General features: G+C 73.4%; 11 protein-coding genes and 1 pseudogene. 11 read left to right on the plus strand and 1 reads right to left on the minus strand.

All coding sequences use genetic code 11. The features are described 5' to 3' along the window. The first annotated feature begins 128 nt into the window (after positions 1 to 128). The 3 genes from ACIP4Z_RS06640 (at position 129) to ACIP4Z_RS06650 (ending at position 3,073) form a co-directional block, all read left to right on the plus strand. Entirely contained in the window at positions 129 to 1,616 is a 1,488-nt protein-coding gene (locus ACIP4Z_RS06640) for a 3-hydroxyacyl-CoA dehydrogenase (protein ID WP_401305521.1), read from the plus strand. A 7-nt stretch (positions 1,617 to 1,623) separates the two neighbouring features. Beyond that, entirely contained in the window at positions 1,624 to 2,211 is a 588-nt protein-coding gene (locus ACIP4Z_RS06645; RefSeq protein ID WP_401305523.1) for a TetR/AcrR family transcriptional regulator, read from the plus strand. A 79-nt stretch (positions 2,212 to 2,290) separates the two neighbouring features. After that, entirely contained in the window at positions 2,291 to 3,073 is a 783-nt protein-coding gene (locus ACIP4Z_RS06650; RefSeq protein ID WP_391041927.1) for an alpha/beta hydrolase family protein, read from the plus strand. A gap of 38 nt (positions 3,074 to 3,111) precedes the next feature. Here ACIP4Z_RS06650 and ACIP4Z_RS06655 read toward each other — a convergent pair whose 3' ends face one another. Continuing rightward, positions 3,112 to 3,594 (minus strand): Lrp/AsnC family transcriptional regulator, encoded by a 483-nt coding sequence (locus tag ACIP4Z_RS06655; protein WP_401305526.1) that lies wholly within the window; start codon positions 3,592 to 3,594, stop codon positions 3,112 to 3,114. Between the two features lie 180 nt (positions 3,595 to 3,774). On the opposite strand from ACIP4Z_RS06655, the gene pdhA reads away from it, so the two are divergent. The 8 genes and pseudogenes from pdhA (at position 3,775) to ACIP4Z_RS06695 (ending at position 13,477) form a co-directional block, all read left to right on the plus strand. After that, on the plus strand, positions 3,775 to 4,875 hold the full coding sequence (gene pdhA, locus ACIP4Z_RS06660) for a pyruvate dehydrogenase (acetyl-transferring) E1 component subunit alpha (protein WP_401305528.1): 1,101 nt from the start codon (positions 3,775 to 3,777) through the stop codon (positions 4,873 to 4,875). Next, on the plus strand, positions 4,872 to 5,900 hold the full coding sequence (locus ACIP4Z_RS06665) for a transketolase C-terminal domain-containing protein (protein ID WP_391041923.1): 1,029 nt from the start codon (positions 4,872 to 4,874) through the stop codon (positions 5,898 to 5,900). Before pdhA ends, ACIP4Z_RS06665 begins: the two co-directional genes overlap by 4 nt. After that, complete coding sequence (locus ACIP4Z_RS06670; RefSeq protein WP_401305530.1) at positions 5,900 to 7,231, plus strand: dihydrolipoamide acetyltransferase family protein; 1,332 nt, start codon at positions 5,900 to 5,902, stop codon at positions 7,229 to 7,231. The genes ACIP4Z_RS06665 and ACIP4Z_RS06670 overlap by 1 nt, the downstream gene beginning before the upstream one ends. 136 nt (positions 7,232 to 7,367) lie before the next feature. Continuing rightward, positions 7,368 to 8,329, plus strand: a pseudogene (locus ACIP4Z_RS06675) (DUF6457 domain-containing protein). Beyond that, positions 8,326 to 9,867 carry a molybdopterin molybdotransferase MoeA gene (locus ACIP4Z_RS06680; RefSeq protein ID WP_401305532.1) on the plus strand — a complete coding sequence of 514 codons (1,542 nt, stop codon included), beginning with the start codon at positions 8,326 to 8,328 and terminating at the stop codon, positions 9,865 to 9,867. Before ACIP4Z_RS06675 ends, ACIP4Z_RS06680 begins: the two are co-directional and overlap by 4 nt. Positions 9,868 to 10,037: 170 nt before the next feature. Further along, entirely contained in the window at positions 10,038 to 11,177 is a 1,140-nt protein-coding gene (locus tag ACIP4Z_RS06685; RefSeq protein WP_188279870.1) for a TrkA family potassium uptake protein, read from the plus strand. Between the two features lie 428 nt (positions 11,178 to 11,605). Then, complete coding sequence (locus ACIP4Z_RS06690) at positions 11,606 to 12,565, plus strand: NAD(P)H-quinone oxidoreductase (RefSeq protein WP_355336726.1); 960 nt, start codon at positions 11,606 to 11,608, stop codon at positions 12,563 to 12,565. A 159-nt stretch (positions 12,566 to 12,724) separates the two neighbouring features. Next, positions 12,725 to 13,477: a hypothetical protein gene (locus tag ACIP4Z_RS06695; protein ID WP_401305535.1), complete on the plus strand. Its 753-nt coding sequence runs from the start codon at positions 12,725 to 12,727 to the stop codon at positions 13,475 to 13,477. The last annotated feature ends 86 nt before the right edge of the window (positions 13,478 to 13,563 follow it).

Genomic DNA, 13,563 nt, shown 5'->3' on the forward strand with positions numbered 1-13,563 from the left:
CTGAGTAGCAGAGACAACGCTAGATTAACCGAATGTTCGGTCGGGACAAGAGGGACGTCCCGGCCTGTGGATAACTCGGAAAGACCCGGCAGGATCTCGGCAGTACCTCGGGAAGGAGCTGTGCCACCGTGACCGCACTTGACCGCGGCGGTGTCGTCGCCGTCGTCGGCGCAGGCACCATGGGCCAGGGAATCGCGCAGGTCGCGCTGCTCGCGGGGCACCGCGTGCTGCTGTACGACGCCGCGCCGGGACTGGCCGCGAAGGCCGCGGCGGGCGTCGGGGCGCGGCTGGCCCGGCTGGCCGAGAAGGGCCGCCTCGACACGGCCGAACACCGGGCCGCGCTGGACCGGCTCGTCCCCGCCGACGGCATCGCGGACCTGGCACCGGCCGCGCTCGTCGTCGAGGCCGTCGTGGAGGATCTGGCCGTCAAGCGGCGGCTCTTCGCCGAACTGGAGGAGACCGTCGGCGACGGCTGCCTGTTGGCGACCAACACCTCCTCCCTGTCGGTGACCGCCGTCGCGGGCGCCCTGCGGCTGCCCGGCCGCCTCGTCGGCCTGCACTTCTTCAATCCGGCCCCGCTGCTCCCGCTGGTCGAGGTCGTCGCGGGCGCCGCCTCGGACCCCGCAGCCGTCGACACCGCCTACGACACGGCCGCCGCCTGGGGAAAGACCCCGGTGCGCTGCGCCGACACCCCGGGCTTCATCGTCAACCGGATCGCCCGTCCCTTCTACGCCGAGGCCCTGCGCGTCCACGAGGAGCGGGCCGCGGACCCCGCCACCATCGACGCGGTGCTGCGCGAATGCGGCGGCTTCGCCATGGGCCCCTTCGCGCTCACCGACCTGATCGGCCAGGACGTGAACGAGGCGGTCACCAGATCGGTGTGGGAGTCGTTCTTCCACGACCCCAAATTCACGCCGTCGCTCGCCCAGCGCCGCCTGGTGGAGTCCGGCCGCCTCGGCCGCAAGACGGGCCGCGGCTGGTTCGTGTACGAACCCGCGCCGGAGCCCGGTGCCGCGCCCGGACCGCACACCGCGGAGCCCGCGGACGCGCCGCGGCGCGTGGCGCACGGCGAGCTGGGTCCCGCGGAGGCCCTCGTCGGCCTGGTGCGCGCGTCCGGGATCGAGGTCACCGAGGACGACGGCGTCCAGGGCTTCGAGCTGAGTGACGGAACGTATCTCTACCCGGCGGACGGCACCCTGGAGCCGGGTATCCAGTTCGACCTGGCGGCCGATTACACGACGGCCACCAGGATGGCGCTCGCGCGGACCCCGGAGGTGCCGGACGCGGCGCTCGCGGAGGCCGTCGGGCTCTTCCAGGCTCTCGGCAAGCAGGTCAGCGTCATCCGGCTGGTCCCCGGACTGATCGTGGCGCGGACGGTCGCGATGCTGGTGGACCTCGCGGCCGACGCCGTCGCAAAGGAAGTGGCGTCCGCCGCCGACGTCGACACCGCCATGCGCCTCGGTGTGAACTACCCGCTGGGCCCGCTGCAATGGGGCGAGCGGCTCTCCCTGTCCTGGGTGCGCGAAACGCTGGAGTCGCTGCACTCGTACTACCCCAACGGCCGTTACGCGCCTTCGGTCGAAGTGCTGTGGCGCGCGAGGGCGGAGGAAGAATGATCTCCTCATGACCATGCCCAAGCGCGACACCTATACGCCGGATTCGCTGCTCGCCGTCGCCGTCGAGGTCTTCAACGAGCGCGGTTACGACGGCACGTCCATGGAGCATCTCTCGCGCGCCGCGGGCATCTCGAAGTCGTCGATCTACCACCATGTGCGCGGCAAGGAAGAACTGCTGAACAGGGCGGTGGGCCGCGCCCTTGAGGGGCTTTTCGGCATCCTGGAGGAGCCCGGAGCGGTCGACGGCCGCGCGGTGCGGCGCCTGGAGTACGTCACCCGGCGTACGACAGAGGTGCTGATGGCGGAACTTCCCTACGTCACCCTTCTGCTGCGGGTGCGCGGGAACACCGACACCGAGCGCTGGGCGATGGAGCGGCGCAGGGAGTTCGACCAGCGGGTGGCGGATCTGTTGAAGGCGGCGGTCGCGGACGGCGATCTGCGCGGCGACGTGGACGTCAGGCTGGCGACCAGGCTGCTTTTCGGGATGATCAACTCGATCGTGGAGTGGTACCGGCCGGAGGCCAAGGGCGCGCTCGACCGGCAGCAGGTGGCGGACGCGGTGGTGCGGATGGCGTTCGACGGGCTGCGTACGTAGCGACGGCGAGCCGGGCGACCGTGCGGCCGGATGGTCCAGACCATTGACCCACCGGGGGTGGCCCCGGCACGATCCAGCCATGTTCTCCGCTGAGCGATCTGTCGCGCGATTCGGGCCGCCGGTGCGGGCGGCGGCCGCCTCCGCGCTGGCCGTCTCCCTCCTGCTGCTGGCCGGGTGCGGAGGAGGCGGGGGCGCCAAGGACAAGGACAGGGCCGCGCCCGCCCCCACGCCCACCGCCACGGCGAACGGCTTCGGCTGCCTGTCACCCGAACAGGCCAAGGCGGGCTCGGTGAGTTTCCCGGGCGGGGATGGCCAGGACGTCGAGGGCTATCTGACCGGCACCGGCGGCACCGGGCTGGTGCTGGCCCACCAGGCGGACGGGGACGTCTGCCAGTGGGTGCCGCACGCGCAGGACCTGGCCGCGGACGGCTACCGCGTGCTGGCCGTGAACTCCGCGGGCAGCGAGGTGCGGGAACTCACCGCGGCGGCTGCCTACCTGCGGTCCAAGGGCGTGACGAAGCTGCTGCTGGTCGGCGCGTCCAAGGGCGGTACGGCGGTGCTGTCCGCCGCGGGCACCATCACGCCGCCGGTCGACGCGGTCGTCTCGCTGTCCGCGCCCTCGACGTACTCCGGCATGGACGCCTCGATGGTCGTACCGAATCTGACGATGCCCGTCTTCTACATGGCCGCCGAATTGGACAGCCCCTTCCAGGACTCCACGAAGGAGCTGAGCAAGCTGACGAAGAAGGCGAAGGAGAACGACCTGACGATCGTCGGCGGCTTCAACCACGGCGTGAGCATGCTGTCCGACGAGGCGAACTACGCGAAGGTCAAGGCGTTCCTCAAGAAGTACGGCGGCTGACCGGAGGCACTGGTCGCGGTCGCGGCCGGTGCCGGTCCTCAGCCGCCGACGACCTGGTCGGTCTCCTCGAAGACCAGCAGGGTGCGGCTGCTGAGGACTTCCTCGATGGCCTGGAGCCGGGTCAGGACCAGCTCGCGCAGGGTCCGGTTGTCGGCGGTGTGGACCAGCAGCAAAACATCGAAATCACCACTTACCAGGGCAATGTGGGCAACACCCGGAAGAGTGATGAGTTGTTCACGGACGGTCCGCCAGGAATTCTGGACGATCTTGAGCGTGATGTACGCGGACGCGCCCTGGCCCGCGCGTTCGTGGTCGACGCGAGCGGTGAAACCTCGGATGACCCCGTCCTCGATGAGCCGGTTGATCCGGGCGTACGCGTTCGCCCGTGAGACATGCACGCGCTCGGCGACGGAGCGTATCGAGGCCCTTCCGTCCTCCTGGAGCAGCCGCAGGATCGTGCGGTCGATCGGGTCCAGCGGTCGGACCTCCGGGTCCTGTGCGGCCATCTGTTCTCTCGCCATCCCCCCGTGCCTCCTTACCATGGACGTACTGGCTCCATCTCAGGCTGTGCAGAACCGTTTGTCCACAGGCGAAACCACCCTGTAGCCAAAATGCCTCCGGCGACCGAACAATCGGTAGGGAGCGACACCCGCTCACGCCCGATCGCTTTTTCGGTCACCGACCACAAGGAGGTGCTCGCGATGACCGTGCTGGACACCCCTGCCTGGCGCCCCCGCACCGAAGCCGCGCCGCTGCTGCCCGACCCGGAGCCGTACCGGCTGCTCGGCACCCCCGCCGCCGCGGAGCTCGACCCCGCCCTGCTCCGCACGCTGTACGGGCAGCTCGTCCGCGGCCGGCGCTACAACCGGCAGGCCACCGCCCTCACCAAGCAGGGCAGGCTCGCCGTCTACCCGTCGAGCACCGGTCAGGAGGCCTGCGAGATCGCCGCCGCTCTCGCGCTGCGGCCCCGTGACTGGCTGTTCCCCAGCTACCGCGACACCCTCGCGGTGGTCGCCAGAGGCGTGGACCCGGTCGAGGCGCTGACACTGCTGCGCGGCGACTGGCACACCGGTTACGACCCGCACGAACACCGGGTGGCGCCGCTCAGCACCCCGCTGGCCACGCAGCTCCCGCACGCGGTCGGGCTGGCCCGCGCCGCCCGGCTGACCGGCGACGACGTCGTGGCGCTCGCCATGGTCGGCGACGGCGGCACCAGCGAGGGCGACTTCCACGAGGCGCTGAACTTCGCGGCCGTCTGGCAGGCCCCGGTGGTCTTCCTCGTGCAGAACAACGGCTTCGCGATCTCCGTGCCGCTCGCCAAGCAGACCGCGGCCCCTTCCTTCGCCCACAAGGCGGTCGGCTACGGGATGCCGGGACGGCTGGTCGACGGCAACGACGCGGCCGCCGTGCACGAGGTGCTGACCGAGGCCGTCGGGCGGGCCAGGGACGGCGGCGGCCCCACGCTCGTGGAGGCCGTCACCTACCGGATGGACGCGCACACCAACGCCGACGACGCCACCCGCTACCGCGACGACGACGAGGTCGCCGCCTGGCGCGCGCACGACCCGATCGCCCTGCTGGAACGGGAGCTGACCGGTCGCGGACTGCTCGACGACGACGTCAGGCGGAGCGCGGCCGACGAGGCCGAGACCATGGCGGCGGACCTGCGGGAGCGGATGAACGCCGATCCGCGGCTCGACCCGATGGAGCTGTTCGCCCACGTCTACGCCGAGCCCACCCAGCAACTGCGGCAGCAGGAGGCCCAGTTGCGGGCCGAGCTGGAAGCGGAGCGGCAGTCATGACCACCGTCGCACCGACCGCGGGCCGCGCCGCCGCGCCCACCCGCAGACCCGCCACCATGGCGCAGGCCCTCAACCAGGCGCTGCGTGACGCGCTCACGGCCGACGACTCCGTCCACGTCCTCGGCGAGGACATCGGCACCCTGGGCGGCGTCTTCCGGATCACCGACGGGCTCGCCGCCGAATTCGGCGACAGCCGCTGCACCGACACTCCGCTCGCCGAGGCGGGCATCCTCGGCGCGGCGGTCGGCATGGCGATGTACGGGCTCCGCCCGGTGGTCGAGATGCAGTTCGACGCCTTCGCCTACCCGTCGTTCGAGCAACTCGTCAGCCATGTGGCGAAGATGCGCAACCGCACGCGTGGCGCGCTGCCGCTGCCGATCACCATCCGCATCCCGTACGGCGGCGGAATCGGCGGCGTCGAGCACCACAGCGACTCCTCCGAGGCGTACTACGCGCACACCCCCGGCCTCCACGTGGTCACCCCGGCCACCGTCGAGGACGCCTACGGGCTGCTGCGGGCGGCCATCGCCTCCGACGACCCGGTGGTCTTCCTGGAGCCGAAGCGGCTCTACTGGTCCAAGTCCGACTGGTCGCCGGCCGCGCCGGCCGAGGTTCCGCCGATCGGCCGCGCCGTGGTGCGGCGCACCGGGCGCACCGCGACGCTGGTCACCTACGGCCCCTCGCTCCCGGTCTGCCTGGAGGCCGCGGAGGCCGCCAAGGAGGAGGGCTGGGACCTGGGCGTGGTCGATCTGCGCAGCCTCGTGCCCTTCGACGAGGAGACGGTCGCGGCGGCCGTACGCGGCACCGGGCGGGCGGTCGTCGTGCACGAGTCGTCCGGTTTCGGCGGCATGGGCGCCGAGATAGCGGCCCGGATCACCGAGCGCTGCTTCCACCACCTGGAGGCGCCGGTCCTGCGCGTCGCCGGATTCGACATCCCCTACCCGCCGCCGATGCTGGAACGGCACCATCTGCCCGGCGTCGACCGGATTCTCGACGCCGTCGGCCGCTTGCAGTGGGAGGGCTGATGGCCGTCGTCAAGGAATTCACGCTCCCCGACCTGGGCGAAGGGCTCACAGAGGCGGAGATCGTGCGCTGGCTGGTGGAGGTCGGCGAGGTCGTCGCCATCGACCAGCCGGTGGTCGAGGTCGAGACCGCGAAGGCCGTCGTCGAGGTCCCCTGCCCCTACGGCGGTGTCGTGACCGCCCGCTTCGGCGCCGAGGGCGACACCCTCGACGTGGGCCGCCCCCTGGTCACGGTCGCGGTGGGTTCGCACTCCGACGCGGCAGGGAACCCGGATGGCCCGGACGCCTCAGGCGCCTCGGACGCCTCGGGCGGCGCGGCCGATGAGGGCTCGGGCAATGTGCTGGTCGGTTACGGCACCGGTACGGCGGTGACGCGGCGCCGCGGACGGGTGCGGGCGGTGGACGGTTCGGTGCAGGCGGCGGTTTCGGTCACCGAGGTGCCTGTCGCCGGGGCGCCTGTCGCCGACGGCCCGGTGGCCGTCATATCGCCGCTGGTCCGGCGGCTGGCCAGGGAACACGGGCTGGACCTGCGGGCCCTGGCCGGTACGGGGCCCGACGGGCTGATCCTGCGGGCGGACGTCGAGCGCGCGGTGGCGGCTCCGGCGGCACCTGCCGTGGCTCCGGCCCCCGCTCCCGTGCCGGCGGGGGAGGAGCGGGTGCCGCTGCGCGGGGTACGCGGCATGGTCGCGGACAAGCTGGCCCGCAGTCGGCGGGAGATACCGGACGCCACGTGCTGGGTGGACGCCGACGCCACCGAACTGGTGGCCGCGCGGGCGGCGATGAACGCCTCGGGCGGCGAGCGGATCTCGGTGCTGGCCCTCTTCGCCAGGATCGTGACGGCCGGGCTGGCCCGTTACCCGGAGCTGAACGCCACGGTCGACACCGAGCGGCGCGAGATCGTACGGCTGCCGGCCGTCCACCTCGGCTTCGCGGCGCAGACCGAACGCGGCCTGGTCGTGCCTGTCGTGCGCGACGCCCACACCAGGTCCACGGCCGGGCTCTCCGCGGAGATCGGCCGCCTGACCGAGGCCGCTCGGACGGGGGCGCTGACGCCGCGGGACCTGACCGGCGGCACCGTCACGCTCAACAACTACGGGGTCTTCGGGGTGGACGGTTCCACCCCGATCCTCAACCATCCCGAGGCCGCCATGCTCGGTGTCGGCCGTATCGCCCCCAAGCCGTGGGTTCACCAGGGCGAGTTGGCCGTGCGTCACGTCGTGCAGCTCTCCTTCACCTTCGATCACCGGGTCTGCGACGGTGGGATCGCAGGGGGGTTCCTTCGCTTTGTCGCTGACTGCGTCGAGAGCCCGGCCGTTCTTCTCGCCGCCGTCTGACCCCCCGGGCGCTGGGAGGTCCCCCCGCGCCCCTTGGAAGATCGGTGCAGCGTCCAGCGCGGGGGCGCGCCCAAAAAGATCGGGGTGCGCCGGGGCCGGGGATACTCGGGGGGTGGCGACTGGGTTTGATGCGGTGGTGTTGGCCGGGGGTGGGGCGAGGCGGCTCGGGGGGGTGGACAAGGCGGCGGTGGAGGTCGGGGGGCGGATGCTGCTCGACCGGGTGCTGGCGGCGTGCGAGGGGGCGGAGCGGACGGTGGTCGTGGGGCCGCGCCGCGGGACCGTACGGCCGGTGAGCTGGGCGCGGGAGGAGCCGCCGGGGGGCGGGCCGCTGCCCGCGCTCGACGCCGGGCTGACCGCGTTGGCCCACTTGGCCCCATCCGGGCCGCCGCTTCCCGCGCCGGAAATCGTCGTCGTGCTGGCGGCCGATCTGCCGTTCTTGACGGTCGGCGCCGTGACCGGCCTGGTGGAGGCGCTGGGCGCGCTCGGCACCGTGACGGAAGGGGTGCTGCTCACCGACGCGGGAGGGCGGGATCAGCCGTTGGCGGGGGCGTATTGGGGGGAGGCGCTGCGCCGGGAGGTGGCGCTGCTGAAGGGGGAGCACGGCGGGCTGGCGGGGCTGCCGTTGCGGTTGCTGACACGGGAGCTGGTGGTGCGCAGGCGGGCCGATCCGACGGGGGACGCGTCGTTCGACTGCGATACGTGGGAGGACGTGGCGGTGGCGCGGGCACGGCTGGACGGGGTGTCCGAGGGGTGAGCCTGTCCCACAGCGAGCCAGGTTTCAGGGACCATGGCCCTGTGTTGGACGAATGGATCGCAGCAGCCAAGACCGAACTGGGTATCGAGCTGGACGTGGACACCGGCGTCCTGCTCGATCTGGCCCGCGACGCGGCGCACGGCGTCGCTCGTCCGGCCGCGCCGCTGACCACCTTCCTGGTGGGTTACGCGGCGGCGCGCGCGGGCGGCGGCCCCGAGGCCGTACGGGAGGCGGCCGACAAGGCAGCCGCCCTGGCCGTGCGCTGGGCGCAGGAGGCCGACGCGCAAGAGGCCGACGCGCGGAAACCAGGCACCCCCGGCACCGACCCGGAACCGGCGGAATGAGCGGCACCCGTCCCGGCGCGGGCGCCTTCGACGCGGGCGCCTTCGACCCGCGCGCCTCCGACGCGGCCGACCGCGCGCTCGACGACGCCCTCGCCCTGGCCAACGAGTCGCGCCGTACCGCCGCCAGCGCGGCCGGTTACGGAGGCCAGGACCGTAACGACCCGCTGTCCGTCGCCCTCCGCCACGGCCGGGACGACACCGCCCCCACCCCGGAGGGCCCCGCGCCCCGGCCCCCCGTCCAGGGCCCGGCCCCCGCGCAGGCACCCGCCCAACCCCAGCGCCAGCCCCAACCCCAGCCCCAAACCCCGCTCCCCTCCCCCGCCGACGCCGTGCCGTGGCCCGAGGCACGGCGGATCGCGCGCCGCGTCGGCCGCCGACTCGGCTCCGAAACACGGGAGTTGGGAGAGGACCTGCTGGGCATGACGCTGGCCAGGGCGCTGACGGCGCTGACGGACCTGCCGTCGTTCGACTCCTCCGCGATGGACGGCTGGGCGGTGGCGGGCCCGGGCCCGTGGCGGCTGCGCGGCGCCTCGGTGCTCGCCGGACAGCAGCGCCCGGCGGAGCCGCTGCTCGTCGGCCACGCCGCCCCCATCGCGACCGGCGCCGCCGTGCCGACCGGCACCACCGCGGTGCTGCGCAGCGAACACGGCTGGACGCAGCGCCGCACGGACGGCGAGTGGTTGCAGGTGCGGTCGCCGCACCCCGCGCCCGCGCCGGGCCAGGAGGTCAGAATGCGCGGCCAGGAGTGCAGGGGCGGCGAGGAGTTGCTGCCCGCGGGCACCGTCGTGACGCCCGCCGTACTCGGTCTGGCCGCCGCCGCGGGCTACGACGAGCTGACCGTCACCGTACGGCCGCGCGTCGAAGTCCTGGTCCTCGGCGACGAGTTGCTGGACCACGGCCTGCCCAGGTCGGGGCGGGTACGGGACGCGCTCGGCCCGATGCTCCCGTCGTCGCTGCGCGCGCTCGGCGCCGAAGTGGTGGCGGTACGGCGGCTGGTGGACGACGCCGACCTCCTGCGCAGGGCGGTCCGCGAGAGCACCGCCGACCTCGTGGTCACCACCGGCGGCACCGCGGGCGGACCGGTCGACCACCTGCACCCGGTCCTCGCCGCGCTCGGCGCGAAACTGCTGGTCGACGGCGTCGCCGTCCGCCCGGGACACCCCATGGTGCTGGCCGAACTCCCCTCGGGCACCCACCTCATCGGGCTGCCCGGCAACCCGCTGGCCGCCGTGTCCGGCGTCCTGACCCTCGCCGCCCCCCTGCTGCGGACTCTCGCGGGCCGCCCCGTACCGGCCCCGTACGCGGCGCCGCTCACCGCCGACGTGCCGGGTCACCCGGTCGACACCCGGCTCGTCCCGGTGGTCTTCGACGACGACTCCGCCGCGCGCCCGCTCACCTACTCCGGCCCCGCCATGCTCCGCGGCCTCGCCGCCGCCGACGGCATGGCCGTGATCCCGCCCGGCGGCGCCCGCGCGGGCGACGACACGGCCGTACTCGACACCGGGGCGCTCGCGCTGGCGTGGGGGAGCGGCACGTGAGGGCACCCCGGTGCGTACGCGGTGGTGCTCGATACGTGAAGGTACGGGGTACGTGACCGCCGTCAGCCCATGTCACGTGGTACGTGATCCCGTACGCGAAGCGATACGTCGTCGGACCGGTGGACGACACCGGTATATGAAGGTGAGCGGCACATGATGGGGAGCGGGATATGAAACTGCCCCGGTACGACGCGGCGGCCGGTCGCGCCGATCCTCCCCCCGGCGGCGCGGACGGCGCCGACGGCACGGGCGACGGCAGCGCCTCGGCGGCGATCTCCGCCGGTACGGCGGGGTACCGCCGGGTGGCCTTCCCGCGTCCCGCCGCGGGCCCGCTGCTCCAGGTCTCGCGCCGCCTGCTGATGGCGCTGCTGGTCCTGCTCGCCACCGTCCTGATCGTCTACTTCGACCGCGGCGGCTACCACGACAACGCCAACGGCTCGGTGTCGTTCCTGGATTCGCTCTACTACGCGACGGTGACGCTGTCGACGACCGGCTACGGCGACATCGTCCCGTACAGTACGGGCGCCCGGCTCGCGAACACCTTCCTGGTGACGCCGTTGCGCGTGATCTTCCTGATCATCCTGGTCGGGACGACCCTGGAAGTGCTGACCGAGCGGACCCGCGAGCAGTTCCGCCTCAAGCGCTGGAGGAGAACCTTGCGCGATCATGTGGTCATCGTCGGATACGGGACCAAGGGCCGGTCGGCGGCCCAGACGTTGATCGGCCGCGGCATCCCGCAGAGCCGGATCGTGATCGTCGACCCGAGCCCCAAGGTCGTGCAGGCCGCGACGGACGAGGGGTACGTCGCCGTCGTCGGCGACGCCACCCGCAACGACGTGCTGCTGCGGGCCGAGGCCCAGGTCGCCAAGGAGATCGTCATCGCCGCGCAGCGCGACGACACCGCCGTGCTCGTCACGTTGACCGCGCGTCAGCTCAACAAGCGCGCCCATATCGTCGCGTCCGTCCGCGAGGAGGAGAATGCGCCGCTGCTGCGGCAGTCCGGGGCCAACGCCGTCATCACCAGCTCCAGTGCCGCCGGGCGGCTTCTCGGGCTGTCCATGCTCAGCCCCAGCGTCGGGGTCGTCATGGACGACCTCATCACTTACGGGAGCGGGCTCGATCTCATCGAACGGCCGGTGACCAAGGCCGAGGCGGGGCAGGCGCCGCGTGACCTCCACGACCTCGTCGTGTCGGTCAAGCGGGGGCATCGGCTTCTCGACCACGACGATCCGGAGGCTGCGCCTCTGCTTCTCACCGACCGCGTGATCGCCATCCACCGTGCCGGGCCCGCCGGCCCGCCCCTCGCCTAGGCCCCCACCCGCACGTGCGCAGAACCCCCTTTTCAGGGGCGCGGCCCCTCGCGTCTCCTTCGCCTCGGCCGGTGCGCCAGGCGCGCAGGGCGTGTTTTTTTAGGGGCGCGGGGAACTGCGCGCTCAGCCCCCGCCGGGCTGTCAGCCCGGGAACGACGGCATCTGCCCCGCTGGGGCCGGTTTTTTCGGCCGCGCCACGGTGGGGGCTGGTCGCGCAGTTCCCCGCGCCCCTTGAAAGATCGGCTGGCCGTCCGGCGCAATGGAACCGGCGGGGCCGCGCCCCTTAAAAGATCGGCTGGCCGTCCGGCGCAAAGGAACCGGCGGGGGCCGTGCCCCCGGAGAGACTCGGCGGGCCGTCCGGCGCAAGGGAAACGGCGGGGTGGGGTCGTGGCGGGCTGGGGGGCTGAGCGCAGCGGTAGCCTCGGGGGATGTATGCGATGACGATTCCGGAGCCGGGCGGGCCCGAGGTGCTGACGTGGGCGGAGGTGGGGGATCCGGTCGCGGGGGAGGGCGAGGTCGTCGTCGAGGTGGCGGCGACGGCGGTGAACCGGGCGGATCTGTTGCAGCGGCAGGGGTTCTACGAGCCGCCGCCGGGGGCGTCGCCGTATCCGGGTCTCGAGTGTTCGGGGCGGATCGTCGAGGTGGGCTCCGGGGTCGCGGGGTGGCGGGTCGGGGACGAGGTGTGCGCGCTGCTCGCGGGCGGCGGATACGCGCAGAAGGTGGCGGTGCCGGCGGGCCAACTGCTGCCGGTGCCCAAGGGGATCGACCTGGTGACGGCGGCGGCGCTGCCCGAGGTGACGGCCACGGTGTGGTCGAACGTGTTCCTCACCGCGCACCTGCGCCCCGGTGAGACGCTGCTGGTGCACGGCGGCTCCAGCGGGATCGGCACGATGGCGGTCCAGCTCGGCAAGGCGGTGGGGGCGACGGTCGCCGTCACGGCGGGGAGCGCCGAGAAGCTGGCGGCCTGCCGGGAGTTGGGCGCGGACATCCTGATCAACTACCGCGAGCAGGAGTTCGAGAAGGCCGTCACGGCCGACGTGATCCTCGACATCATGGGCGCGAAGTACCTCGGGCGGAACGTGGACGCGCTCGCGGTCAACGGCCGCCTGGTCGTCATCGGCCTCCAGGGCGGCCTCGTGGGCGAGCTGAATCTGGCCACGCTGCTGAGCAAGCGCGCCGCCGTCGCCGCGACCTCGCTCCGGCCCCGGCCGCTGGACGAGAAGGCCACGATCGTGGCGGCGGTACGCGAGCACGTGTGGCCGCTGATCGAGGCCGGAACCGTACGGCCGGTCGTGGACCGTACGCTCCCGCTGCGGGACGCGGCCGAGGCGCACCGCGTGGTGGACGGCAGCACCCACATCGGAAAAGTGCTCCTGACCACGGCATGAACACGCCCTCTCGCGGATAACGGTCCGATACGGAGCCGGCCGTCCGGGATGCCGGAAATGTTGCCGCGTGTGACGCTGAATCCACACAGGGTTCGGTGGAGAGGCGGACGTGTGCGGCGGGCACCCGACAGGCGATGCGCGATACGGAGGGCGGCGCCCGTGCTGCTCGCGGGGGCGCTGCTCGTTCCGGCGACGGCGACGGCGACGGTGATGGCGACGGGCTCCGCGTGGGCGGTCGCGCCCGGGCCCGACGAGCCCACGGCCCCGGCGGTCCGTCCGCTCCCGGCGCCGGGCGCGGACATCGTCACCGAGGTGCTCACCGGGCTGGTCCCCGGCCTCGTCGGCCGGCACGAGACGGTCGGCGGCCCCGGACTCGGGGGACGCCAGGACGCCGCGCCGACCACCGGGCCCAGCGGGCCGCCGGTGACGGAGGAGCCCACCACCGAGCCGACCGCTCCGGCCACCCCCACCCCCACCCCCACCCCCACCCCCACCCCCACCGCTCCGGCCGCCAAGCCGGCCCCCGACCCCACGGTCGGCGTCCGGCCCCCGGCCTCCCCCGCCGTTCCCGCCACCCCGGCGGGCCCGCTGCGGCCACCGGTCCCGACGCCGACACCGACGTCCGTACCGGGCGACGGGGCCGCCAGGCCGCCGCTCACCCCGCCCGTACGGTCCACCTACGGCGCCGCGCGCTCCGCGCCCTTCCTGGTCCCCGACGGCGGGCCCGCCCAGGCCCCGCCGCGCCCTTCGGCGCCCGCAGGACCCGACGCCGCCCGCACCCAGGCCCGCGCGCAGACTCCCGCCGTCTACGAGCCCGGCCGCCGCGTCCTGCGCATCCTCCCCTTCGGCGCCGGCCTCGCCCTGGTCGGCCTGGGTCTCGGCTTCCTGGGCCTGCGCCTGCGCCGCGACTGACCCCGAGGCGGTCGCACGCGCCCCTCATGTCCCGTTGTGCCCGGTCGGACGGGTCGCCGCGGCCTTGAAAGGCGGGTCCATACTCG

This window comes from Streptomyces sp. NPDC088910, from assembly GCF_044749865.1.
Taxonomy (GTDB): Bacteria; Actinomycetota; Actinomycetes; order Streptomycetales; family Streptomycetaceae; genus Actinacidiphila.